Annotated in this window: 24 protein-coding genes; 19 read left to right on the forward strand and 5 right to left on the reverse strand. The window is 40.0% G+C overall.

Translation table 11 applies throughout. The features are described 5' to 3' along the window. Nucleotides 1-58 precede the first annotated feature (58 nt). The 7 genes from pcnB to yjgA are packed head-to-tail and all read left to right on the forward strand — an operon-like array spanning nucleotide 59 to nucleotide 5,374. Nucleotides 59-1,513, forward strand: coding sequence for a polynucleotide adenylyltransferase PcnB (gene pcnB, locus ACF8D3_RS10700; RefSeq protein ID WP_019385181.1), 1,455 nt, complete (start codon nucleotides 59-61; stop codon nucleotides 1,511-1,513). Next, nucleotides 1,510-1,998: a 2-amino-4-hydroxy-6-hydroxymethyldihydropteridine diphosphokinase gene (folK, locus tag ACF8D3_RS10705; protein ID WP_023013681.1), complete on the forward strand. Its 489-nt coding sequence runs from the start codon at nucleotides 1,510-1,512 to the stop codon at nucleotides 1,996-1,998. Before pcnB ends, folK begins: the two co-directional genes overlap by 4 nt. Before the next feature lie 39 nt (nucleotides 1,999-2,037). Beyond that, entirely contained in the window at nucleotides 2,038-2,847 is an 810-nt protein-coding gene (gene panB, locus ACF8D3_RS10710; RefSeq protein WP_031234833.1) for a 3-methyl-2-oxobutanoate hydroxymethyltransferase, read from the forward strand. Between the two features lie 3 nt (nucleotides 2,848-2,850). Continuing rightward, entirely contained in the window at nucleotides 2,851-3,696 is an 846-nt protein-coding gene (panC, locus tag ACF8D3_RS10715) for a pantoate--beta-alanine ligase (RefSeq protein WP_392471472.1), read from the forward strand. A gap of 20 nt (nucleotides 3,697-3,716) precedes the next feature. Beyond that, on the forward strand, nucleotides 3,717-4,568 hold the full coding sequence (rapZ, locus tag ACF8D3_RS10720; protein WP_061396909.1) for an RNase adapter RapZ: 852 nt from the start codon (nucleotides 3,717-3,719) through the stop codon (nucleotides 4,566-4,568). Beyond that, nucleotides 4,565-4,834 (forward strand): HPr family phosphocarrier protein, encoded by a 270-nt coding sequence (locus ACF8D3_RS10725; protein WP_392471473.1) that lies wholly within the window; start codon nucleotides 4,565-4,567, stop codon nucleotides 4,832-4,834. Before rapZ ends, ACF8D3_RS10725 begins: the two co-directional genes overlap by 4 nt. A 3-nt stretch (nucleotides 4,835-4,837) precedes the next feature. Continuing rightward, the gene (gene yjgA, locus ACF8D3_RS10730; RefSeq protein WP_004881780.1) at nucleotides 4,838-5,374 is read left to right on the forward strand and encodes a ribosome biogenesis factor YjgA; all 537 of its coding nucleotides are present in this window, start codon (nucleotides 4,838-4,840) and stop codon (nucleotides 5,372-5,374) included. A 38-nt stretch (nucleotides 5,375-5,412) separates the two neighbouring features. On the opposite strand, the gene ACF8D3_RS10735 is transcribed toward yjgA, so the two are convergent. After that, entirely contained in the window at nucleotides 5,413-7,056 is a 1,644-nt protein-coding gene (locus tag ACF8D3_RS10735) for an acyl-CoA synthetase (RefSeq protein ID WP_192413215.1), read from the reverse strand. Between the two features lie 250 nt (nucleotides 7,057-7,306). Here ACF8D3_RS10735 and thrS point away from each other — a divergent pair, with 250 nt between their 5' ends. The 5 genes from thrS (at nucleotide 7,307) to ACF8D3_RS10760 (ending at nucleotide 11,435) form a co-directional block, all read left to right on the forward strand. Beyond that, nucleotides 7,307-9,229: a threonine--tRNA ligase gene (thrS, locus tag ACF8D3_RS10740; protein ID WP_392471474.1), complete on the forward strand. Its 1,923-nt coding sequence runs from the start codon at nucleotides 7,307-7,309 to the stop codon at nucleotides 9,227-9,229. 5 nt (nucleotides 9,230-9,234) lie between these two features. Then, nucleotides 9,235-9,786: a translation initiation factor IF-3 gene (infC, locus tag ACF8D3_RS10745; protein WP_079281829.1), complete on the forward strand. Its 552-nt coding sequence runs from the start codon at nucleotides 9,235-9,237 to the stop codon at nucleotides 9,784-9,786. Nucleotides 9,787-9,920: 134 nt separating this feature from the next. Further along, the gene (locus tag ACF8D3_RS10750; RefSeq protein ID WP_130134206.1) at nucleotides 9,921-10,241 is read left to right on the forward strand and encodes a hypothetical protein; all 321 of its coding nucleotides are present in this window, start codon (nucleotides 9,921-9,923) and stop codon (nucleotides 10,239-10,241) included. Nucleotides 10,242-10,365: 124 nt separating this feature from the next. Next, the gene (locus tag ACF8D3_RS10755; RefSeq protein WP_392471475.1) at nucleotides 10,366-10,983 is read left to right on the forward strand and encodes a glutathione S-transferase N-terminal domain-containing protein; all 618 of its coding nucleotides are present in this window, start codon (nucleotides 10,366-10,368) and stop codon (nucleotides 10,981-10,983) included. 26 nt (nucleotides 10,984-11,009) lie between these two features. Next, on the forward strand, nucleotides 11,010-11,435 hold the full coding sequence (locus tag ACF8D3_RS10760) for a YqaA family protein (RefSeq protein ID WP_392471476.1): 426 nt from the start codon (nucleotides 11,010-11,012) through the stop codon (nucleotides 11,433-11,435). 39 nt (nucleotides 11,436-11,474) lie between these two features. On the opposite strand, the gene ACF8D3_RS10765 is transcribed toward ACF8D3_RS10760, so the two are convergent. After that, complete coding sequence (locus ACF8D3_RS10765; RefSeq protein WP_192413210.1) at nucleotides 11,475-12,728, reverse strand: MFS transporter; 1,254 nt, start codon at nucleotides 12,726-12,728, stop codon at nucleotides 11,475-11,477. 236 nt (nucleotides 12,729-12,964) lie between these two features. On the opposite strand from ACF8D3_RS10765, the gene rpmI reads away from it, so the two are divergent. The 4 genes from rpmI (at nucleotide 12,965) to ACF8D3_RS10785 (ending at nucleotide 14,746) form a co-directional block, all read left to right on the forward strand. Continuing rightward, nucleotides 12,965-13,159: a 50S ribosomal protein L35 gene (rpmI, locus tag ACF8D3_RS10770; RefSeq protein ID WP_004637967.1), complete on the forward strand. Its 195-nt coding sequence runs from the start codon at nucleotides 12,965-12,967 to the stop codon at nucleotides 13,157-13,159. 11 nt (nucleotides 13,160-13,170) lie between these two features. Then, nucleotides 13,171-13,530, forward strand: coding sequence for a 50S ribosomal protein L20 (rplT, locus tag ACF8D3_RS10775; protein ID WP_004867327.1), 360 nt, complete (start codon nucleotides 13,171-13,173; stop codon nucleotides 13,528-13,530). 91 nt (nucleotides 13,531-13,621) lie between these two features. Continuing rightward, nucleotides 13,622-14,176 (forward strand): NADAR family protein, encoded by a 555-nt coding sequence (locus tag ACF8D3_RS10780; protein WP_136458357.1) that lies wholly within the window; start codon nucleotides 13,622-13,624, stop codon nucleotides 14,174-14,176. 66 nt (nucleotides 14,177-14,242) lie between these two features. Beyond that, nucleotides 14,243-14,746 carry a GNAT family N-acetyltransferase gene (locus ACF8D3_RS10785; protein ID WP_392471477.1) on the forward strand — a complete coding sequence of 168 codons (504 nt, stop codon included), beginning with the start codon at nucleotides 14,243-14,245 and terminating at the stop codon, nucleotides 14,744-14,746. A 22-nt stretch (nucleotides 14,747-14,768) separates the two neighbouring features. Here ACF8D3_RS10785 and ACF8D3_RS10790 read toward each other — a convergent pair whose 3' ends face one another. Continuing rightward, nucleotides 14,769-15,767 carry a hypothetical protein gene (locus ACF8D3_RS10790; protein WP_392471479.1) on the reverse strand — a complete coding sequence of 333 codons (999 nt, stop codon included), beginning with the start codon at nucleotides 15,765-15,767 and terminating at the stop codon, nucleotides 14,769-14,771. 231 nt (nucleotides 15,768-15,998) lie between these two features. On the opposite strand from ACF8D3_RS10790, the gene pheS reads away from it, so the two are divergent. The 3 genes from pheS to ACF8D3_RS10805 are packed head-to-tail and all read left to right on the forward strand — an operon-like array spanning nucleotide 15,999 to nucleotide 19,687. Further along, the gene (pheS, locus tag ACF8D3_RS10795; RefSeq protein WP_392471480.1) at nucleotides 15,999-16,979 is read left to right on the forward strand and encodes a phenylalanine--tRNA ligase subunit alpha; all 981 of its coding nucleotides are present in this window, start codon (nucleotides 15,999-16,001) and stop codon (nucleotides 16,977-16,979) included. Nucleotides 16,980-17,012: 33 nt separating this feature from the next. Then, nucleotides 17,013-19,394, forward strand: coding sequence for a phenylalanine--tRNA ligase subunit beta (pheT, locus tag ACF8D3_RS10800; protein WP_392471481.1), 2,382 nt, complete (start codon nucleotides 17,013-17,015; stop codon nucleotides 19,392-19,394). Next, nucleotides 19,391-19,687 carry an integration host factor subunit alpha gene (locus ACF8D3_RS10805; RefSeq protein WP_004664224.1) on the forward strand — a complete coding sequence of 99 codons (297 nt, stop codon included), beginning with the start codon at nucleotides 19,391-19,393 and terminating at the stop codon, nucleotides 19,685-19,687. The genes pheT and ACF8D3_RS10805 overlap by 4 nt, the downstream gene beginning before the upstream one ends. Before the next feature lie 90 nt (nucleotides 19,688-19,777). On the opposite strand, the gene ACF8D3_RS10810 is transcribed toward ACF8D3_RS10805, so the two are convergent. Continuing rightward, nucleotides 19,778-20,026: a hypothetical protein gene (locus ACF8D3_RS10810; protein ID WP_392471482.1), complete on the reverse strand. Its 249-nt coding sequence runs from the start codon at nucleotides 20,024-20,026 to the stop codon at nucleotides 19,778-19,780. A 388-nt stretch (nucleotides 20,027-20,414) separates the two neighbouring features. Next, nucleotides 20,415-21,683: a transcription termination factor Rho gene (rho, locus tag ACF8D3_RS10815; RefSeq protein ID WP_004881796.1), complete on the reverse strand. Its 1,269-nt coding sequence runs from the start codon at nucleotides 21,681-21,683 to the stop codon at nucleotides 20,415-20,417. Between the last annotated feature and the right edge of the window lie 149 nt (nucleotides 21,684-21,832).

The raw sequence follows: 21,832 nt of genomic DNA on the forward strand, positions 1-21,832 counted from the left end.
TAGAGCTATGATTAGCGACAAATTGTTATTTACGTCCTGACGTAGGAGACAGTGTCTTTTGCAAACTTTGCGCGCGTCAAAATGTGGTTTGTCCACAACTCAACTTCCATCCTCTATTCTAGATGTAATTGATAGCCTGACTAAAGCTGGCTATGAGGCATATATTGTGGGCGGTGGTGTTCGCGATATGATGTTAGGTTTAAATCCTAAGGACTTTGATGCTGTAACTAATGCAACTCCAGCTCAAGTCAAAGAGGTTTTTGGTCGACGTTGCCGTATCATCGGACGACGTTTCGAGTTAGCTCATGTTTACTCTGGTCGAGAGTTAATTGAAGTTGCAACTTTCCGTGCCCCCCCTAAAAAAGCAGTCACTAGCGCATCTGGTATGATTCTGCGTGATAATAACTGGGGAACGATAGAGCAGGATTTTGCTCGTCGAGATTTTTCAATCAATACTTTGTATTACCAACCTCGTAAAGGTGTGGTGCTTGATTTCTGTCATGCGGTTGATGATATTAAAACACGCACATTACGTTTTCTAGGCGAGCCAGCACAGCGTTTTGAAGAAGATCCTGTGCGAATGTTACGTGCTTTACGTTTTGCTGCGAAACTCAACTTCGATATTGATCCATCTATTCTCGATGTTTTTGATATTGAAATGACGCAGTTATTGCGTGATGTCTCTCCTCATCGTTTATATGATGAATCTCAAAAGCTATTCACGATGGGGCATCTCAGTCGTGTGCTACCAATGTTGATTGAGTTTGGTGTTTGGAAGCAATTATTTGCAGAAATTCGTCCTGAGATCACAGCATTTATCGATCGAGCTGCAAGAAATACAGATCAACGTATTCAAGTCGGTAAAACCATTAACCCTGCATTCTTTTATGCAGTGTTATTGTGGAAGCCTTTCTTAGAGCGTTGTGATTTTTATCTCAACAAAGGTGTTGTGCCCGCTGAAGCGCGTGCGCAAGCTGGACTGGATGTATTAAAGCGTCAAGCAACGCGGACCATCATTCCACGGTTCGCTGAAACTTTTATTCGTGAAGTTTGGGAAATGCAAACTCGCTTACTCAATCCAAAACCTCAGCAAATTGAAGCACTCGCTGGGCATGCGCGTTTCCGTGCAGGATTTGACTTTCTTCTATTGCGTGAGAAATCTGGCGATAACAGCACTGAAGGAATGGGCATTTGGTGGGAAAACTACCAAGAAATGACCATGGATCAAAAAGAAGCTGCAATTCGTCAATATAATCGTCAGCGTAGTAAGAATCGTCGCAAAGTTGTCGAAGCTGATGAACCTAAAACGACTGAAATCGAACCTTTGGTCAATGTACCTGAGCCAAGAAGTCGTCGCGCGAAAAAAGAACGTGTGCGTGTAGATGAATCAGCAAACCGTTTTATTGAAAAAGCAACAGCAGATTCAGGGCAAATAAATGCTGATCATCCAATATTGAAGCGTAAACGTGTACAACGTGATTTGAGCCAAGTTATTTTTGGGCCAACACAATGACGGTTCGTAGTTATATCGGTCTTGGTAGTAACTTGGGTGATTCTGAGCAAATTCTCCGAGAAGCAGTTGAGAAATTGGCAACATTGGGTTCTGTTCAGGTGTCTAGACTGTATCAAAGTCCACCAATGGGGCCACAAGATCAACCACATTACTTAAATGCAGTTGTGCGATTAGATACGATGCTTGAGCCTTTACCATTGTTAGATCAGTTACAGCAGTTTGAGCAAGACGCTGGTCGTGTTCGTTTACGACGTTGGGGCGAAAGAACCTTAGATCTTGATTTATTGATCTATGGTCAAGAGCAGATCCAAAATGAACGTCTTACCGTGCCGCATATTGGTATTTTAGATCGTGACTTTGTCATTATTCCCTTATTAGATTTAGATGCTCATTTACAGTTAAATGGTCATTCTTTAAAAGATTTAGAACTGGTACAGCAAGCAAACTTGACTGTAATAGCAGACCAGTCTTGGGCAACCGCTTAAGACTGTTTCGTTCTGGAAACGCCTGTAGAGGACATCATCATGATTAGTCTAAGTGACTTAAGAAAGTTTAAAGCCGAAGGACGCAAGTTCTCATGCCTCACTTGTTACGATGCAAGTATGGCTAAAGCTATGGAATTGGCTGAAATTGATACGATTTTAATCGGTGACTCTCTAGGAATGGCGATCCAAGGAAGAGATTCGACGCTTCCTGTAACGGTAGAAGATATGGCTTACCATACTGCGGCGGTTCGCCGTGGTAATGCACATGCATTAATCATGACCGATTTACCTTTCATGAGTTATGCAACTGTTGAAGATGGCTTAAAAAGTGCTAAAGCCGTCATGCAAGTCGGCGCACAAATGGTAAAAATTGAAGGTGGTGCTTGGTTAAGTGATCTTATTCAAGTCCTTACTCGCAATGGTATTCCTGTATGTGTGCATTTAGGTTTAACACCACAATCTGTACATGTTTTTGGCGGTTATAAACTTCAAGCGAGAACTCGCGAAGCAGCAAATCAATTGATTGCTGATTGCCAAGCGGTTGTCGATGCGGGTGCAGCAGTACTTTTGCTTGAATGTGTTCCAGCACAATTAGGTAAAGAAATTGCAGAGTTATTCCCGAATACACCTGTGATTGGAATTGGTGCGGGTCATGAAACAGATGGCCAAGTTCTCGTTGTCCAAGACATGTTAGGTCTTACCTTTGGTAAAGTTGCACGTTTTGTTCGTAATTTCATGAAAGAACAAGCGGGTGAAACGGCAATTGTAGATGCAATTAAAGCGTATCACGTTGCGGTGCAAGATCAGTCTTTCCCAGCAAAAGAACATACTTTCCAAGTTGAGCTTTAATTCATGAAAACAGAAACAACGATACAAGGCTTAACTGCTTCGCTTGCACCTGCACGTAATACCAAAAAAATGATCGGTTTTGTGCCAACGATGGGTAATTTGCATGAAGGTCATTTAACCTTAGTGCGTGCAGCGAAAAAGATCTGCGACATCGTCGTGGTGAGTATTTTTGTGAATCCAATTCAGTTTGGTGCTGGTGAAGACTTTGATAGTTATCCTCGAACGTTAGAACAAGATAGCCGTTTATTGGCTGATGTGGGTTGCGATATTATCTTTGCACCTTCAGTTGAGCAAATGTACGGTTCACAGCCACGTTTGACCAATATCAGTGTGGGTCAAATCACTGATGATTTATGTGGTAAATCTCGTCCAGGCCACTTTGATGGTGTTGCTGTGGTAGTGACGAAATTATTTAATATTGTACAGCCTGACTATGCCTTCTTTGGACAGAAGGATTATCAGCAACTTGCTGTTATTCGTCAGTTTGTACAAGATTTAAATATTCCGCTTGAAGTCATTGGTGTCCCAATTGTACGCGCTGAAGATGGTTTAGCTCTCAGTTCACGCAATGGATATTTGTCTACTGAACAACGAGAGATTGCACCAACGATTTACCGTTTGTTAAAGCAAGCAGAGCAATCTTTGCAAGAGGGGAAAGCCCTTTCTGAAGTGTTAGCAAATATCTCTGCTCAATTGACACAAGCTGGTTTTGTTGTGGATTATGTGGAGGCGCGTCAGCCTAACTTGCAGCCTGTAGAACAATTTGATCGAAATGTGGTTTTATTTGTTGCAGCTAAATTAGGTTCAACGCGTTTAATTGATAATTTAGAAGTTGACTTTAAAACATAAAAAACAAAGGGCAAAACGCCATGAAGCGTATTCTTATCGTGACAGGACAATCTGGCTCTGGTAAATCCTCTGCGTTACAAGTACTTGAAGATTTGGGCTATTATTGTATAGATAACTTACCTTTGGCGTTGCTGCCTGAAATTGTGGCAAAGCTGGATCATGAAAATAATCTTGAGCAACTTGCACTTGGGGTCGATATTCGAAGTACCCGTGCCGATATGCAAGAGTTTGATCTGGTTTTTGAGCAATTAAAAAAACATGGTTCAGTCGATATTATCTATTTGACTACTCAGGATCAGGATTTGATTGCACGTTTTAGCGCATCACGAAGACCTCATCCGTTAGCGAATCGTTTCAATAGCTTGTTGCAATGTATACAGGAAGAAAAACAGCTTTTAATTCCGATACAATTTCGCTCCACAGTGCATATTGATACAACAGATAAAAGTGTCCATGATTTAAAACATATCTTGCTGTCTAAACTTGGGCAGTCTGATAATTTGATTGTCATTTTACAATCATTCGGCTATAAGCATGGCATTCCGTTAGATGCGGACTATGTTTTTGACGTACGCCATTTACCAAATCCACATTGGGATTTAGAATTACGCCGCTTTTCGGGTTTAGATGAGCCTGTACGCCAGTTTTTAGAAAGCAGTCAACAAACCAATGAGATGTTTGAGGATATTTATGCTTTCTTGGAAAAATGGTTACCTGCTTTTGCAGAAGGACATCGGCATTACATGACTATTTCTGTCGGTTGCACAGGTGGTCAGCATCGTTCGGTTTATATTGTGGATAGACTCAAACAGGCCCTTGAGGCAAAATGGTCTGTCCAAATCTTACATAGAGAAATGAAGCACTGGTCATGATAGACACAACAATTGATGTAATTAACAAACTCGGCTTACATGCTCGTGCGTCTGGTAAACTCATCGAGGTGACAAGCAAATTTCGTTCTTCTATTCAAATTGGTAAGGGCGATAAATTAGTTGATGCAAAAAATATTATGTCTTTGTTGATGTTAGGTGCTGGTAAGGGCACAACGCTTCGTTTAGTCATTGACGGTGTAGATGAAGATAAAGCACTGGAAGAAATTCAAACGCTGTTCGCAGCAAAATTTTATGAGGCAGAGTAAATAGTGGCACGTGGCACACAACGTTATACCGATGAAGATTTTGAATCGTTAGAAGGACGTGCGAGCAGAACTGAGCAAAAAAAAGCAGTACAGCGCATGGCAGCTTTGGGTGAGCAATTGGCTCAACTTAATCCAAAGCAAATTCAAAAGCTTCCTGTCGATGAGCGTTTAATTGATGCACTATTAGAAGTGCAGAGAATCAGTTCATTTGAAGCACGTCGTCGTCAGTTTCAACGTGTTGGCAAGCTATTGCGTAATGAAGATGAAAGCACGATTTTATCTTATCTAACGCCGCAACAAGGCGCAAAAAAGCAAATGCAATTGATGCGTTGGGTTGATCGCATGATCGAACAAGGTGATCCTGTAATTAATGAGTTTAGTAAAGTGTTTAATGCTTCTGAACGCCATACTTTACGCCAGCATGTATTGCGTATTCATCGAGATATGAAAAAAGAAGTGAGTGAGGAAGAACTTGCAGCTTCGAAGCTCAAATTTGTGAACTATGTACAGCAAGTGGCATTACTTTCTGATCAAGGTTAAATAAAAGAAGTTTCCGAGGAAACTTCTTTTTTTGTCTATCAATGACCAAACTCGCCTGTCGCTCTTTGTTTAGCCCATTCTCTTAAAATAAATTTTTGCAATTTTCCTGTCGATGTTTTCGGAATCTCTGTAATCACAACATCTTTAGGGACTTTAAATCGTGCAAGCTCTTTTTGACAGTGTGCAATGATTTCTTCAGATGATGCAGAAGCACCTTGTTTTAGTTCAATAAATGCACACGGCACTTCTTGCCAACGTTCATCAGGTTTTGCAACAACGGCTGCTGTAAGAACTGCTGGATGGCGATACAGTACATCTTCAACTTCTAATGATGAAATGTTTTCTCCACCTGAGATAATAATATCTTTAGAGCGATCTGTGATTTTGGCATAACCATCAGGGTGGCAAACGGCTAAATCACCAGTGTGGAACCAACCACCTTTAAAAGCATCTTCTGTTGCTTGAGGGTTTTTTAAATAACCTTTCATCACGATGTTGCCACGGAACATAATTTCACCCATGGTTTCACCATCATTTGGAACTGGCTGCATAGTCTCAGGATCGAGAACGCGCATACTGTCTTGTAATGGATAAGGGACACCTTGACGAGAATGTAGTTGCGCTTGTTCTTGAATAGATAAATCACTCCATCCAGCTTGTGATGCGCAAAGTGCAGAAGGGCCATAGGTTTCAGTTAGCCCATAAACATGGTTGACGTTAATGCCAATATTTCGCATACCTTCAATGATTGCTACGGGTGGGGCAGCCCCAGCGACCATGACTTCTACATGATGCTCAAAAGCAATTTTTTGTTCTTGCGGAGCATTGATTAGCATGGATAAGACAATCGGTGCACCACAGAAATAATCGACTTTATGTTCAGCGATATATTTGAAAATGAGTGCTGGATCTACACGGCGCAAACAAATGTTGGTTCCACCACTGGCTGCAATTGACCATGCAAAGCACCAGCCATTGCAATGAAATAATGGTAGTGTCCAAAGGTAAACTGCGCGAGGCTTCATGCCACAGGCTAAAATATTACTTGCTGCATTCAGATAAGCGCCACGATGATGATAAACCACGCCTTTAGGGTTGCCCGTAGTACCAGAGGTATAGTTGAGACTAATCGCATCCCATTCATCTTGAGGTAATAACCAATCAAACTCTGGATTGCCTTCTGCTAACCATGATTCATACTCATATTGTCCAAGTGCAATCTGTTCGCCTTCATATTCTTGATCAAATACATCAATCACAATAATTTGTCGCGTGACAAGTGTCAGTGCTTCTTCTGCGATTGCTCTGAACTCAGGGTCGACTAGCAGGACTTTGGTTTCTGCATGTTGCAGCATGAAGGCAATCGTTTTCGCATCTAGGCGAGTATTGAGTGTATTTAAAACAGCACCACTCATCGGCACAGCAAAGTGTGCTTCAATCATTGCAGGCACATTCGGAAGTAATACGGAAACCGTATCGTTCTTTTTTATGCCAAGATTAGAGAGTTGATGTGCAAATTGACGGCAGCGCTGATAGGTTTGTTGCCATGTAAGATGTCGTTGACCATGAATGATCGCTGCTTGATTAGGGTAAATATAAGCAGCACGTTCTAAATAACGTAATGGGGATAAGGCAACAAAATTCGCGGGTGTCCGCGGTAACTCATCATATGCACTAACCATGTGTTAACTCCATTTGTGTTCTTGTCTTTTATATCTATATAAACATAGTGTGTCGTTTAGTCTAAATCATTTAGGCTTTAGTCTTGTATATGGGTTTTTCTGATTCAGAGGTTTCATCCTCAGCTAAACCTGTGTAAAATCTTGGATACTTTTTTATCCGCCGTTTTTTATCTTTTGAGGTTCTCCTCAATACATAATCTCGCGGTGATATGCTCCATTGTGCGGGGCATCACTCCTTAAGGATTTTATTATGCCAATCATTACTTTACCAAATGGTGATCAAAAACAGTTTGATCAACCGATTTCCGTGATGGAACTTGCTCAAAGCATTGGTCCGGGTCTTGCAAAAAATACCGTTGCAGGTCGTATCAATGATCGCTTGGTGGATGCTTGTGATTTGATCACAGAAGACGCAACAGTTCAGATTATTACCCCTAAAGATGAAGAAGGTTTAGAAATCATTCGTCACTCTTGTGCGCACTTGGTAGGACATGCAGTTAAGCAATTGTTCCCAGAAGCGAAAATGGTGATCGGTCCGGTGATCGAAGAAGGTTTCTATTACGACATCTGGATGCCTCGTCCATTTACTTTGGATGATATGGCAGCGATTGAAGAGCGTATGAAAAAGCTCATCGATCAAGATTATGACGTCATTAAAAAGATGACACCTCGCGATGAAGTGGTTGCTGAATTTACTGCGCGCGGAGAAGAATACAAATTACGCTTGATTGCAGACATGCCAAATGAAACTCAAATGGGCTTGTACTACCATCAAGATTATTTGGATATGTGCCGTGGTCCGCACGTACCAAACACTAAATTCTTAAAATCATTTAAGCTCACAAAAATCTCTGGTGCTTACTGGCGTGGTGATGCGAAGAATGAACAGCTACAGCGTATTTATGGGACGGCTTGGGCGGACAAAAAGCAGTTAGCTGCTTATATTAAACGTATCGAAGAAGCTGAAAAGCGTGACCATCGTAAAATTGGTAAAGCATTAGACTTATTCCATATGCAAGAGGAAGCGCCGGGTATGGTGTTCTGGCATGCGAATGGTTGGACGATTTACCAAGTGCTTGAACAATACATGCGTAAAGTTCAACAAGACAATGGTTATCAAGAAATTAAGACACCACAAATTGTTGATTTTACTCTGTGGGAAAAATCAGGGCATGCGGCAAACTATGCTGAGAATATGTTTACGACACATTCAGAAAGTCGTAACTATGCAGTGAAGCCAATGAACTGTCCATGTCACGTGCAAGTCTTCAACCAAGGTTTGAAATCATACCGTGATTTACCAATTCGCTTAGCGGAGTTTGGTTCATGTCACCGTAACGAACCATCAGGTTCTTTACACGGTATTATGCGTGTTCGTGGCTTTACACAAGATGATGCACACATTTTCTGTACTAAAGAACAAATTGGTAAAGAAGTTGCTGACTTCATTAAACTGACTTTAGATGTTTATAAAGATTTCGGTTTTGAAGAAGTGCAAATGAAACTTTCTACACGTCCAGAAAAACGTGTAGGTGACGATGCACTTTGGGACTTAGCTGAAAAATCTTTGGCAGATGCTTTAGACGATGCTGGCTTAGCTTGGGATTTACAACCAGGTGAAGGTGCATTCTATGGACCGAAGATTGAATTCTCATTGAAAGACTGCTTAGGCCGTGTATGGCAGTGCGGTACGATCCAATGTGACTTCAACTTGCCAATCCGTTTAGATGCTTCTTATGTCACTGAAGACAATGATCGTGATCAACCAGTCATGTTGCATCGTGCAATTCTTGGCAGTTTTGAGCGTTTTATTGGTATACTAATTGAACACTATGCTGGCTTCATGCCACCTTGGCTTGCACCAATCCAAGCTTGTGTAATGAACATTACCGATTCACAAGCTGAAGCAAGCGAGCAAGTGGTCGCAAAACTCAAAGAAAATGGTCTACGTGGTATTTCTGACTTGAGAAATGAAAAAATCGGATTTAAGATTCGTGAGCGTACTCTAGAGCGTATTCCATACCTTCTAGTTCTTGGTGACCGAGAAGTTGAAGAAGGTACAGTCAATGTGCGTACTCGCTCAGGAAAAAATTTAGGTACTATGTCAGTAGATGCATTTATTGACCTAGTGAAATCTGCCGTTGCCGAACGCGGCCGGTACATTGTGGAGTAATAAAGATTAAACAGCCTGACCGTAACCAACAACAAGGTGCTAAAAGTAACCGTCCTGCAATTAATGACGAGATCCGTGCAAAAGAAGTACGTCTCGTTGCTGCAGATGGAGAACAAAAAGGTGTCGTTTCATTAAATGAAGCATTACGTGCTGCTGAAGAGGCAAATCTTGACCTTGTTGAGATTGTTGCTAATGCAGAACCGCCTGTTTGTAAAATCATGGACTACAACAAGCACTTATTTGACTTGAAACAAAAGCAAAAAGATGCGAAGAAAAAACAGCATCAAGTGCAAGTGAAAGAAATCAAATTACGTCCTGCAACGGATGTAGGTGATTACCAAGTAAAATTGCGTGCAATTTTACGTTTCCTTGAAGAAGGAAATAAGGTGAAAATTACCTTGCGTTTCCGTGGTCGTGAAATGGCGCATCAGCAGCTTGGTTTGGCTCAATTACAGAAAATTGAAGCTGACGTTGCTGAGTTTGGTGTTGTTGAACAAGCACCAAAGATGGAAGGTCGTCAAATGGGCATGTTACTTGGTCCGAAAAAGAAAAAATAATTTTTTCTTAATAAAAAAGCACCGCTATTGCGGTGCTTTTTTATGTTCGCAAGTCTTGTGAGTAAAGAAAATAAAGCAAATCTAAATATGATAATATTAGTTGATAATTACACTATTTTAGAAAGGGGAAATAAATGACGGCAATAACAGGGTCAACTGAACTCTCCGAAATTAATCAAAAAGTTGTTCAAGATGGTGAGATTTTACCTCAAGTAAAACTTAAAGATGGTAGTCGTGTGCAAACGGGTACAGTCGCAACGATGTTGCATAATATCAATTTGTATAACACTGGTGTTCGTGGTGAAGTTGAGGATGAACTTATACTCGCAATTCCAACGCTATTCAAAGTTGGGATGTTTGAATTGTTTTCTATTGATGAATGGATTCAAGGTGATAATCTGGGACGTAAGTTTGTTGGAGAAAAAGCAAAAGCATTTTTGGAAAGCCAAGCGTAATTTGCATAACATGCTCTTTAAGAACATTTTTATTGTTTCTTTTCGTGCTTGTTTACTGATCGTGATTAGTGAAGTGTGCTATAACGCAACAACAGTCAAAATAAAGATGAATAGGGCAACATAAATGATTGACTTATATTATTGGGGCACTCCCAATGGGCATAAAATAACAATTGCTTTAGAAGAAATGGGACTCGAATACAAAATTTTCCCCATCAATATTTTAGAAAATGATCAGTTCCAACCTGATTTTCTAAAAATCTCTCCAAACAATAAAATTCCAGCGATTGTGGATCAAAATGGCCCTCGTGGAGAGCCGATCTCAGTCTTTGAATCGGGTGCGATCCTACAATATTTAGGTCGAAAAACTGGTTTATTTTATCCAACTGATGAACAAGAGCGTGTTGAAGTTGAACAGTGGCTAATGTGGCAGATGGGGGGCTTTGGTCCAATGCTAGGGCAGAATCATCACTTTAATAAGTTTGCTAAAGAACATATTCCTTACGCAATAGAGCGCTATGTGAATGAGACTAAGCGCTTGTATGCTGTGTTAAATAAACAATTGATTGGTCAGAAGTTTGTTGCTGGTGAATATTCAATTGCAGATATGGCAATCTTACCTTGGACACTGCGTTATGAATGGCAGGGAATTCAGCTTGAGGATTATCCTTACGTCCAAGATTATATTGAGCGTTTAACAGCACGTCCTGCAATTCAAAAAGCTTTGTCGATTCAAGTCTAATTTTCTATTATGTCTATGTAAGCCTCATGAGTTATTGGTTGTTATTTATATCGGCTTTTGGGGCTGCAACTTTATTACCATTACAGTCAGAAGCAGTTTTGATGGCTCTGCTTGTAAAAGGTTTGGCAAATCCTATTTATCTGCTTATCGTCGCTACTTTAGGTAATGTGCTTGGTTCGTGTGTGAACTGGTGGCTAGGTCTGAAAATAGAACATTTTAAAGATAAAAAATGGTTTCCTGTTTCCGAACAGCGATTATTACAAGCACAGCAGATTTATCATAAATATGGTTTTTATTCATTGCTATTAAGTTGGACACCAGTAATAGGAGATCCGATTACCTTAATCGCAGGCTTAATGAAAGAAAATTTTTGGCGATTCTTATTGATCGTCACGATTGCCAAAGGTGGGCGATATTTAACTTTATATGCGCTGTATTTAGGTGTTTTTTAGATTAAAAGGAAGGTTTTAAACCGTCCCTTTGTTGTTTGATTAATGATCAGACCCTTTGGTGATATCCACTTTAAACAGATCACTGGTTTTAAACCAACAATAGGTTACAACTGCCAGTGTCATGCAACCACCAAAAATGGTTGCAGTAATGGTTCCCATATATTTAGCAGCTAAACCAGACTCAAAAGCACCGAGTTCATTGCTTGATGAAACAAACATGCCATTGACCGCAGCAACACGACCTCGCATATTTTCAGGAGGGAAAATCTGTAAAACAGTTTGACGAACAACAACAGAAACACTATCACACGCACCAGTCATAGCAAGTGCAAAAAGTGATAGCCACATGTTGTTTGAGAATGCAAATAAGATCGTAAAAATACCAAAACCAGCAACGGCTAAAAGCATATTACGCCATGCGTGATGCATCGGTGGAAATTTGGTAAGCACGATCATGGTAATCAGTGCACCAATTGATGGTGCAGCTCTGAGATAGCCCAAACCCTCAGGGCCAACTTTTAAAATTTCTTCGGCGAAAATAGGCAGTAGTGCAATCACACCACCAAATAGAACTGAAATCAGATCTAAAGAAATGGCCCATAAAACAATTTTAGTTTTCCAAATAAAATGGAATCCATCAGTCAGACTTTGTAAGACATTTTCAGTTTCCATTTTTGGAAAACTGCGTTTTTGTAATCTCGTAATTAAGACAAAGCAAGTTGCGAGTAACGCAGTAACAGCAAATAAGCTTGTTTCTCTTCCCATGAATGCCAACATGAAACCACCGAGCATGGGGCCGATGATCACACCACTCTGCCAACCAATCGTGGTCCATGTTGCACCATTGGCATAGAGTTCACGGGGAATTAAAAATGGTTTTAAAGACGTTGCTGAAGGATTGTAGAACCCTCGAATTGTTCCGAGTGCAAAAATAACAGCGTAAATTCCCCAAGATAGCGCGGTTATGCCTATTTTCTCTAAGCCATGTAAATGGAATAAACTCCAGAGAATCAAGGGGAGTGGAATCGCAAAGAACAAACAGATTTTCATAATTGTTTGTTTATTTAGCTTATCTGCGAAATAACCGCCCCATAATGAAAGTGCGATAAAAGGAATAGCTTCAGCCAGACCAATAAAACCGAGCGTTAACGGGTCTCGCGTAATCTGATAGAGAGAGTATGCAACGATAATTTCTTGAATCAAAATAGCCAGTGTGAGGCAAAATTGATTGAGGGTAACAATCGAAAAATCGCGATAACGTAATGCTGCGAATGCATCATTCTGTATAGACATATTTGTGAGGATTCAATATTTTTCACATATTATAGGGAGTAATTTTCTATAGTTTTCTCATATTTTGAGAATTAGTTATGGGAAATAACGTTTGGCAAAAATAAATGCTTTGTTGTCAAAAAATGAGCATTTTACTTTTGTTTTATTCATAGATGCTATATGATACTGCCTTCCTTACCTGCAGGTCGATTTGTAATAGTGCAAACGTGCCGAACAGGTGCTCAAAAGAGGTTACTATGGCTAAGTTAAAAACTCGCCGTGGTGCAGCTAAACGCTTTAAAGCGACTGCAAACGGTTTCAAGCGCAAACAAGCATTCAAGCGCCACATTTTGACCAAAAAATCTGCTAAGCGTATCCGTCAATTGCGCGGTTGTGTAATGGTTCACGTAAGTGACGTTGCATCAGTTCGTGCTATGTGCCCATACATCTAAGGAGATTATAAATGGCTCGTGTAAAACGTGGTGTACAGGCTCATCGCCGTCACAAAAAAATTCTTGCTCGCGCTAAAGGTTACTATGGTGCTCGTTCACGCGTTTACCGCGTAGCGTTCCAAGCGGTAATCAAAGCTGGTCAATATGCTTACCGTGACCGCCGTCAAAAGAAACGTCAATTCCGTGCTTTATGGATTGCGCGTATCAATGCTGGTGCTCGTCAAAACGGTTTGTCATACAGCCGTATGATCGATGGCTTGAAAAAAGCTCAAGTGATCATCGACCGTCGCGTATTAGCTGACATCGCTATGCATGATGCAGTAGCATTTGCTGCTTTAGCTGAAAAAGCTAAAGGCGCATTAGCTGCATAAGCTTAGAGATTCAAAAGAAGGCCGCTTTTAGCGGTCTTTTTTATTTTAAAGTATTTAATTTTTAATAATAGATAATAATTTGAGATCAACAATGAAAGATGACCGTTTCTTAAATGATTTAATTCATTACATCCAACAAGGACAAAAGTTTAAATATTTATATTTTTGGGGACATACACCCAAACAAGCTGATCTTGTTGATAAAAGTTGTTTAAGCCAGTGGTATCCATCAACATTTAAATTGGATGGCATTGAATATCTCACGGCTGAGCATTATATGATGGCGCAAAAAGCAAAATTATTTAATGATGAACTGGTTTTTGCACAAATTTTGCAGGTTAAACATCCAAATGAGGCTAAACAACTGGGGCGAAAAGTGCAGCATTATGATGATCAGATATGGAAAGAAAAGCGTTTTGATATTGTTGTACAAGCAAACCTTGCTAAATTTTCTCAAAACTCAGCGCTAAGGGATTTTTTGGTAAATACACAGGACCGCGTTTTAGTTGAAGCATCGCCAGTTGATACGATTTGGGGTGTAGGAATGGCTCAGGAGCATGAACATATTCAGGATCCGTCTCAATGGTTAGGTTTAAATCTATTAGGTTTCGCTTTAATGCGTGTTCGAGAACAACTCATAGATTAGAAGCTTCAAAAGAGTATTGTGGACTGACCCAATCGGTTCAAAAGTAATGATATCGAGGAGATCGTATTGCAGCAGTTGAATAATGGTGAAATACGCTTAGCAACTTTAAATGATTTGCCTCAAATTGCCGAAGTGCATGTTGCATGCTGGAAGGAGACATATACAAATATCATTAAACAGGAGGTATTGGATCAACTTGATGTTCAAGAAAAACTCTTGTTATGGCGAGAAATTTATATAAGTGTCGAGCATCAATTGTTGGTTTATGTGGAAAATGATCAAGTACTTGGCTTTTTGGATGGTTATTTAAATCCTAATAATGATGTTGCTGAAATTCGAGCTTTCTATTTGTTTGCAAGAACTCAAAATCAGGGTATTGGTCGTCAAATGTTTAAACAGTTTTATAGCCACGCGCTCAGTCAAAGTTATGCCTTCATTCGACTAGAAGTGTTTAATAAAAACCCAAGTCGCTTCTTCTATGAAAAAATGGGCGCTAAGTTAATAGGTGAAGCCGAACTGCCAGAGTTCGGCGAGGGCAAAACAGAGTTACTTTATCAGTGGGAACTCTAATACTGTATAAAAATGATGGATTTTATAGTCCAAAATAATAAGCTGCGATACATATAATAACTGTGATAACAATGAGTTTAATCACACTAGATGTGCTGACTTTATGATGTTGTGCCTGATTGAAATGTTGTGATGTTTCCATCGTTCTATCAATGATTTCTGGCTCAGTGGTCAGCTCGGCAGTTTGATAATGGTTCGCTATTTTTACAATCAGTTTAGAAAATAAATCATCCGTCTTTTGGGAAAAATTACGTAAATTAATTTGCTCTTCAGGGCTAATCAGTTCACCAGCTTCATTATAAGGATGCTGTCTTTGTTGTTCTAAATACTCGGTCAATGCTTCGCAACGATGTAGCAAACGATGGGCGCAATCAGCTGGATAATCTGTTGGAATAATTGCAAGTTGATGACTTGAAATACTGCTATGGTCAACTTCATAACCATAAAATGGGAAGTCTTGTTGTGTTGGTTCTGAGAAGTATTGAGCGTATTTGCTGTCAAAGAGTTCTCGCTCCAAGTACCTTGTTACATCATTCCAATTTAGCTTTTGTAGATCAATATCAACTTTTTTTGCAAGTTTATCATTTAGAGTATAGCCCCAAAAAATCTCTTGTCTTAAAGGGTTTCTTTGAGAAGTTGGCGCTTCAAAATCATTATCACTGTTATACCATTCTGCGAGTTCATGCCCACAGATCCAAGCTGTCTTTTTATTGGCTTGGTGGCTTACGATAAAGTGAGCAAAAGGGAGTAGTTCAACATTGGCATTTGGGTTTTGTTCATCATTTAGCAAGTTCGATAAATGTAGACTTAACTTCTTTACACCTTGTTTTTTTAGGCCTTCAAGCCAAATTTGGAAATGTTGTGCCAGTAAATGTTGCGATATCAAGTCACGGAAGTTGAAACTGTGTTGCTCGAAGATCGGATGTTCAATCCAACGGCTGAAATTGAGGTCTCCAGATAGAAACTCATTACCATATGTGACAAGTGTGAGCTGTTGCTTCCAAATTTGATCAAGTGCCATCTTGGTCATTTCTCATTGACGATATCGTTATCTTATACATTTTATTAAATTATTGGCTAGCGTTAACGACAAATAACTGTATCTATTTCATATTATTATTGTTTCATCCATAAAGTAAAAACTTATTAAGGCTCCAATTTTAACCACGGTTTAGCTTCATAAAACAGGTAAAAAGCTGATAAACTATAGCGTTTTATTATATTTTTAAATTTTGTTGCTTTGAGAGTTACTATGTCACTGGAAGCCCTGACCACTGAAGCGCTTGCTGCCATTGCAGCGGCTCAAGACCTTGCTGCACTCGATCAAACTCGTGTGCAATTTACAGGGAAAAAAAGCCAGCTTGCAGAACAGTCGAAAGCACTTGGAAAAATGGATCCTGAAGAGCGTAAAGTAGAAGGTGCTGCGATTCACGCTGTTCGTGAAGCAATTAATGCCGCATTGACTGAGCGTCAACAGACATTACAACAAGCCGAGCTTGCAAAAAAATTAGCAAGTGAAACGATTGATATTACTTTGCCTGGTCGCGGTCAGCGTATGGGAAGTATTCATCCTGTGACGCAAGTACAAGAACGTATTTGCCAATTCTTTACTAAAGCTGGTTTCCAAGTTGCACATGGTCCAGAAGTCGAAGATGATTACCATAATTTCGAAGCCTTAAATATTCCAGGGCATCACCCTGCACGTGCAATGCATGATACTTTCTATTTTGATGCCAAACATTTGCTTCGTACACATACATCAGGCGTACAAATTCGGACCATGGAAACTAGCCAGCCACCAATTCGTATTGTGTGTCCGGGTCGTGTGTATCGTTGTGACTCTGACCAAACCCATTCGCCAATGTTCCATCAGATCGAAGGGTTGTATGTTGCTGAAAATACCAGTTTTGCTGAGTTGAAAGGCTTATTGATTAACCTACTCAATGAGTTCTTTGAAAAAGATTTAAAAGTACGTTTCCGTCCATCTTATTTCCCATTTACTGAGCCAAGTGCAGAAGTGGATATCATGGATGAGCGTGGCCGTTGGTTAGAAGTTTTAGGTTGTGGCATGGTGCACCCAAATGTACTTCGTGCTGCAGGGATTGATCCTGATAAATACAAAGGTTTTGCTTTTGGTTTAGGGGTAGAGCGTTTTGCGATGTTGCGTTATGGCATCAATGATTTACGTATGTTCTATCAAAACGATGTGCGTTTCTTACGCCAGTTTGCCTAACAGTTTTTTCAGGATTAAATAAGGTTTATACAGATGAAAATTAGTGAAAATTGGTTACGCACTTGGGTTAATCCAGCGATTGATAGCGAAATACTTTCTGATCAGTTGACTATGCTTGGTTTGGAGGTGGATGAATTAGCGCCAGTTGCGAAGCCATTCACAGGTGTGGTGATTGGTGAAGTTCTCACGGTTGAACAACATCCAGATGCTGATCGTTTACGTGTAACAACAGTAAATATTGGTTCGGGTGAGCCGCTACAAATTGTATGTGGTGCTCCAAATGTTCATGTTGGTATGAAAGCGCCTGTTGCAACAATTGGTGCCGTGTTACCGGGTGATTTTAAAATTAAAAAAGGCAAACTGCGTGGTGTGGAATCACAAGGGATGCTTTGCGGTGCTTCTGAGATTGATTTAGAAGACAAAATCGATGGTTTGTTGGAATTACCTGCTGACGCGCCAGTGGGCGTGAATATTCGTGAATATTTGAAACTTGATGACAATGTGATTGATATCAGTATCACGCCAAATCGTGGTGACTGTTTTAGTATTCGTGGTATTGCGCGTGAAATTGCTGTCATTAACCAATTACAAGTCAATGCACCTCAAATTCAATCAATTGCAGCAACCATTAGCGATGAAAAAACCGTAACGATTAGCACAGAAGGCACACCTCGTTATTTAGGTCGTATCATTAAAAATGTAAATGTTAAAGCAGCTACTCCTGAGTGGATGGAACAAGCGTTAACGCGTTCAGGGATCCGTAGCCATAGTATTTTGGTTGATATCACTAACTATGTGTTACTTGAACTAGGTCAACCGATGCATGCCTTTGACTTAGCTAAAATTCAAGGTTCAATTCAAGTCCGTCAAGCGCAACCACAAGAAAAATTAACATTGTTGAATGATCAAGAAGTTGAATTACAAGATGACATCATGGTTATTGCTGATGATCAGAAAGTTTTGGCAATCGCAGGGATTATGGGTGGATTAGCCTCATCGGTAACTGATGATACGCAAGATATTTTCCTTGAAAGTGCTTTCTTTGCGCCATTAGCAATTGCTGGTCGTGCACGTCGTTTTGGTTTGCATACTGACTCATCACAGCGTTATGAACGTGGTGTTGATTTTGAATTACCTATGATCGCGATGCATCGTGCATCTGAACTTATTCAAGCTTTCGCTGGTGGTGAATTTGCACCAATTACAGTGGCGGAACAAACAGATTTATTGCCAAAACGTGAAGCGATTAAGCTGCAACAAGCACAAGTTGATCAATTGCTTGGCTATCAAGTTGCGGGTGATTTTATTGCTGATGCACTGACTCGTTTGGGTTGTGTGGTTGAAACGATTGCGCAAGGTGAGTGGAGTGTTGTACCACCATCACATCGTTATGATATGGCAATCTATCAAGACCTCATCGAAGAAGTTGCTCGTATTGATGGTTACGATAATATTCAGATCAGTTTGCCAAAAATTGACGTGAAATTAGAGACGTACCAAGATCGTTTTGAAATGGCTCAGTTACGTCAAACTGTTGCAACATTGGGTTATCAAGAAGCAATTAGTTTTAGTTTTGCTGACGCTAAATTTGAAAAACAACTTAATCCAAATGTACAGCCTTTGATGCTTGCTAATCCAATTTCAAGTGATTTGGCGGCAATGCGCAGTACTTTGTTATCAAGTTTAATTCCTTGTGTGCAATACAACTTAAACCGTCAACAGCAACGTGTGCGTTTCTTTGAGTTAGGTTTGCGTTTTGATTACCAAGACGCAAAAGATATTCATGATCTCAAGCAAATCCCAACTTTAGCACTAATTGCAGTTGGTTCATTAGTCCCTGAATCATGGCATGCAAAGCCACAAGCAATGGATTTCTTCGATTTTAAAGGTGAGATTGAAGAAATTTTGGCAGCGGGTCGTATCAACGTCGAGTACGCACGTAGTGAGAGAGCTTGGTTACATCCAGGACAATCTGCTGAAATTTTGCTTGATGGAAAGTCAATTGGCTATTTAGGGCGATTACACCCATCTTTAGAAAATGCACTCGATTTGGGCATTACTTGGGTTGCAGAGCTTGATCAGCAGGCTGTTTTGCAATCTTATGTATCTAATTTTACAGAATTATCACGTTTTCCATCGGTTAGACGTGATATTGCGCTTTTAATCTCTGATAAGATTGAGGTAAGAGATATTCAGCGGTTAATTAAGCAAACTGGTGGAGAGTTATTAGACTCAACATGGTTGTTTGATGTGTATACGGGGCAAGGGGTTGAACAAGGTAAACGCTCTTTGGCATTTGCATTGTTATGGCAACATCCAACTCGTACGCTTGAAGATGCTGAAATTAAATCTGGTATGGATAATATTATTCAAGTGTTGGAAAACACTTACCAAGCGACATTGAGGGCCTCATGACAGCATTAACAAAAGCAGAGATGGCGGACCATTTGAGTGAGCTTACTAGCTTAAATCGCCGTGAAGCAAAACAAATGGTCGAGTTATTTTTTGATGAGATCAGCCAAGCATTAATCGCTGGCGAACAAGTCAAACTATCAGGGTTTGGCAATTTTGAATTACGTGATAAACGCGAACGTCCTGGACGTAATCCTAAGACTGGGGAGGAGATTCCAATCTCAGCTCGTCGTGTAGTGACATTCAGAGCGGGTCAAAAATTTAGACAGCGCGTTGGAAATGAGCAGATCGATTGATCTGCTTTTTTATTCTTGTTTTAATAATAAAAAATTTTAAACATAAAAAAGAGAACCGAAAGGTTCTCTTTTTTTAATCTATTAAATAGATTAGTGAGCAGCAGAAGCTGGAGCAGCTTCAGATGCAGCTGGAGCAGCTTCAGATGCAGCTGGAGCAGCAGCTTCAGATGCAGCAACAACAGCTTCAGAAGCAGCAGTAGTCGCTTCAGAAGCAGCAGCTACAGCTTCAGAAGCAGCAGCGTTAGCGTCAGCAGCTGGAGCTTCTTCTTTCTTAGAGCAACCAACGAAAGCTAAAGTAGTAGCAATAGCAGCAACAACAGCAAATTTTTTGAATAACATGGCATCACTCTCATAAAATTGTGAGATTAAAAAAAACCTGAGCTAGTCTGTTTGTGCTTTTATTATTCCTAAACGCTTTAGGTAACAACGCAGGGAGCAGCCTAACTGGTCTGGAGCTATCGTATCAAAGCAAATCATGAATTACTACTGTTCTGTCCAACAAAACGACAAAAATGGACAGAATTTGGCTTTTTTTTGATAGAAAATAACTATAATTATTTTATTTAATATCGGTTTTAGGCTGTATCTTTCTGATTTTTCTTAAAAAATAATATATAAAACAAAGGATTGATGTTTTTGTGAGAATTTAAATCAAAATGTAAATATTATGTAATCCTGTCAACCAAATAAAAAAAGCTACCATTAAGGTAGCTTTTTAAATGAAGCTTTAGGTTGATGCTTTTCGTTTCATTTGATCAAAGAAATCATCATTGGTCTTGGTTTCTTTCATGCGATCTAATAAGAATTCCATCGCAGCAAGCTCATCCATTGGATGTAGTAACTTACGTAGAATCCAAACCTTACGTAGATTTTCTTCACCCATTAATCGTTCTTCGCGGCGAGTACCAGATTTCTTGATATTCATTGCTGGGAATACACGTTTTTCAGCAATACGACGATCAAGTGTAATCTCTTGGTTACCTGTACCTTTGAATTCTTCGTAGATCACGTCATCCATCTTACTGCCCGTTTCAATAAGAGCAGTAGAAATAATTGTGAGTGAACCACCTTCTTCAATATTACGTGCAGCACCGAAGAAACGTTTTGGACGTTCTAAAGCATGAGCATCCACACCGCCTGTAAGCACCTTGCCTGATGATGGGATCACAGTATTGTATGCACGTGCTAAACGGGTAATTGAGTCGAGTAGAATCACAACATCTTTTTTATGTTCAACAAGGCGTTTCGCTTTTTCAATGACCATTTCGGCTACTTGAACGTGTCGAGCAGGAGCCTCATCAAATGTTGATGCAACCACTTCACCGCGAACGGTACGCTCCATTTCCGTCACTTCTTCAGGACGTTCGTCAATTAAAAGTACAATTAAGAAGACTTCTGGGTTATTACGTACAATTGATTGAGCAATTGTTTGCAGTAACATTGTTTTACCCGCTTTCGGTGGTGCAACAATAATAGAACGTTGACCTTTACCGATCGGTGCAATCAAATCGACAACACGGGAGGTTAAATCTTCTGTTGTACCGTTACCAAGCTCCATAACCAATTGTTCGGTTGGGAATAATGGCGTGAGGTTTTCAAATAGAATTTTATTACGTGAGTTTTCAGGTGTATCGTAGTTAATTTGGTTTACTTTTAATAAAGCAAAATAACGTTCGCCTTCTTTTGGTGGGCGAATAGTACCTGTAATGGTATCACCAGTACGTAAATTAAAGCGGCGAATTTGTGACGGGCTGACATAAATGTCATCAGGGCCTGCTAAATATGAACCAGCCGCAGAGCGTAAGAAACCAAAACCATCAGAAAGGATTTCTAGAACGCCATCACCAAAAATTTCTTCGCCATTCATTGCATGGCGTTTTAAAATAGCAAAAATAATATCTTGTTTACGGTTACGCGCCATGCCTTCAAGGCCCATAAACTCCGCAATTTTAATGAGTTCGCCAATGGGTTTTTTCTTGAGTTCAGTTAAGTTCATAAGTGGTCAGACAGAATGGAATAAGTGGAGGACTATGTTAGGGAAAGAGTAAAAATCGACCGCATACATACATGCTGATGTAATTGTATTTACACAACCACAATTCAGTAGTCTGGTTCATTGTTTCAGAGAGAAATGTGAAAACAATT

This window comes from Acinetobacter sp. YQ_14, assembly GCF_043102985.1.
GTDB classification, from domain to species: domain Bacteria; phylum Pseudomonadota; class Gammaproteobacteria; order Pseudomonadales; family Moraxellaceae; genus Acinetobacter; species Acinetobacter venetianus.

Coding starts and splice junctions, on each gene's coding strand:
- ACF8D3_RS10805 (WP_004664224.1), top strand. CDS start 19,391: ATGACAGCATTAACAAAAGCAGAGATGGCGGACCATTTGAGTGAGCTT.
- panB (WP_031234833.1), top strand. CDS start 2,038: ATGATTAGTCTAAGTGACTTAAGAAAGTTTAAAGCCGAAGGACGCAAG.
- ACF8D3_RS10750 (WP_130134206.1), top strand. CDS start 9,921: ATGACGGCAATAACAGGGTCAACTGAACTCTCCGAAATTAATCAAAAA.
- pheT (WP_392471481.1), top strand. CDS start 17,013: ATGAAAATTAGTGAAAATTGGTTACGCACTTGGGTTAATCCAGCGATT.
- ACF8D3_RS10765 (WP_192413210.1), bottom strand. CDS start 12,728: ATGTCTATACAGAATGATGCATTCGCAGCATTACGTTATCGCGATTTT.
- ACF8D3_RS10725 (WP_392471473.1), top strand. CDS start 4,565: ATGATAGACACAACAATTGATGTAATTAACAAACTCGGCTTACATGCT.
- ACF8D3_RS10755 (WP_392471475.1), top strand. CDS start 10,366: ATGATTGACTTATATTATTGGGGCACTCCCAATGGGCATAAAATAACA.
- rpmI (WP_004637967.1), top strand. CDS start 12,965: ATGGCTAAGTTAAAAACTCGCCGTGGTGCAGCTAAACGCTTTAAAGCG.
- ACF8D3_RS10810 (WP_392471482.1), bottom strand. CDS start 20,026: ATGTTATTCAAAAAATTTGCTGTTGTTGCTGCTATTGCTACTACTTTA.
- panC (WP_392471472.1), top strand. CDS start 2,851: ATGAAAACAGAAACAACGATACAAGGCTTAACTGCTTCGCTTGCACCT.
- rplT (WP_004867327.1), top strand. CDS start 13,171: ATGGCTCGTGTAAAACGTGGTGTACAGGCTCATCGCCGTCACAAAAAA.
- thrS (WP_392471474.1), top strand. CDS start 7,307: ATGCCAATCATTACTTTACCAAATGGTGATCAAAAACAGTTTGATCAA.
- ACF8D3_RS10780 (WP_136458357.1), top strand. CDS start 13,622: ATGAAAGATGACCGTTTCTTAAATGATTTAATTCATTACATCCAACAA.
- ACF8D3_RS10790 (WP_392471479.1), bottom strand. CDS start 15,767: ATGGCACTTGATCAAATTTGGAAGCAACAGCTCACACTTGTCACATAT.
- ACF8D3_RS10735 (WP_192413215.1), bottom strand. CDS start 7,056: ATGGTTAGTGCATATGATGAGTTACCGCGGACACCCGCGAATTTTGTT.
- ACF8D3_RS10760 (WP_392471476.1), top strand. CDS start 11,010: ATGAGTTATTGGTTGTTATTTATATCGGCTTTTGGGGCTGCAACTTTA.
- rho (WP_004881796.1), bottom strand. CDS start 21,683: ATGAACTTAACTGAACTCAAGAAAAAACCCATTGGCGAACTCATTAAA.
- folK (WP_023013681.1), top strand. CDS start 1,510: ATGACGGTTCGTAGTTATATCGGTCTTGGTAGTAACTTGGGTGATTCT.
- rapZ (WP_061396909.1), top strand. CDS start 3,717: ATGAAGCGTATTCTTATCGTGACAGGACAATCTGGCTCTGGTAAATCC.
- pheS (WP_392471480.1), top strand. CDS start 15,999: ATGTCACTGGAAGCCCTGACCACTGAAGCGCTTGCTGCCATTGCAGCG.